The following is a 1,091-nucleotide window of genomic DNA, read 5'->3' as shown; positions in this document are numbered from 1 at the left end:
TGCGCACGTTGACTGCCCGGGCCACGCTGACTATGTAAAGAACATGGTTACCGGCGCTGCCCAGATGGACGGTGCTATCATCGTAGTAGCTGCCACTGACGGTCCGATGCCCCAGACACGTGAGCACATTCTTCTGGCTCGTCAGGTGAATGTTCCCCGCTTGGTGGTATTCATGAATAAAGTAGACTTGGTAGACGACGAAGAAATGTTGGAACTGGTTGAAATGGAAATGAGAGAACTCCTTTCATTCTATAATTTCGACGGTGACAATACCCCCGTTATCCGCGGATCTGCCCTCGGTGGATTGAATGGAGACCCCAAATGGGAAGACAAAATCATGGAACTGATGGATGCCGTTGACTCATGGATTCCATTACCTCCGCGCGATATCGATAAACCGTTCCTTATGCCGGTTGAAGACGTATTCTCGATCACCGGTCGTGGTACTGTGGCTACTGGTCGTATCGAAACAGGTATTATCAAAACCGGTGAAGAAGTACAGATCATCGGACTTGGTGCAGAAGGCAAGAAGTCTGTGGTTACCGGAGTTGAAATGTTCCGCAAGATCCTCGACGAAGGCCAGGCTGGTGACAACGTAGGTCTGTTGCTCCGCGGTATCGACAAAGACGAAATTAAACGCGGTATGGTAATTTCCCACCCCGGTAAAGTGAAACCTCACTCTAAATTCAAAGCCGAGGTATATATCCTGAAGAAAGAAGAAGGCGGTCGCCATACTCCTTTCCACAACAAATACCGTCCGCAGTTCTATATCCGTACGCTTGACGTAACCGGAGAAATCCAGTTGCCCGAAGGAGTAGAAATGGTAATGCCGGGTGATAATGTAACTATTGAGGTAGATCTGATTTATCCGGTAGCATGCCACGTAGGTCTTCGTTTCGCTATCCGTGAAGGTGGACGTACAGTAGGTGCCGGTCAGATTACCGAGTTATTGGATTAATACGGATCCTCTCCGCCCCTTTTCACAAGAAAAGGCGGAGTAGTATCATACAGATGACCCTGCCTGCATCAATCCCATCCCGTTGAGGATGAGAAAAGGCAGGGTTTACACGGGTCTAGCTCAGTTGGTAGAG

The 1,091-nt window shown here is 49.1% G+C and carries 1 protein-coding gene; it reads left to right on the top strand.

What is annotated here, in order from left to right:
• Positions 1-958 (top strand): elongation factor Tu (tuf, locus tag B4G81_RS10770; RefSeq protein ID WP_294082365.1); only part of this gene is annotated, 958 nt, incomplete at its 5' end.
• Between the last annotated feature and the right edge of the window lie 133 nt (positions 959-1,091).

It is taken from the genome of Proteiniphilum sp. UBA5384 (genome assembly GCF_002410825.1).
GTDB lineage: Bacteria > Bacteroidota > Bacteroidia > Bacteroidales > Dysgonomonadaceae > Proteiniphilum.
The sequence above is the reverse complement of the archived record's forward strand: the minus strand, read 5'-3'. Positions and strand labels throughout refer to the sequence as shown.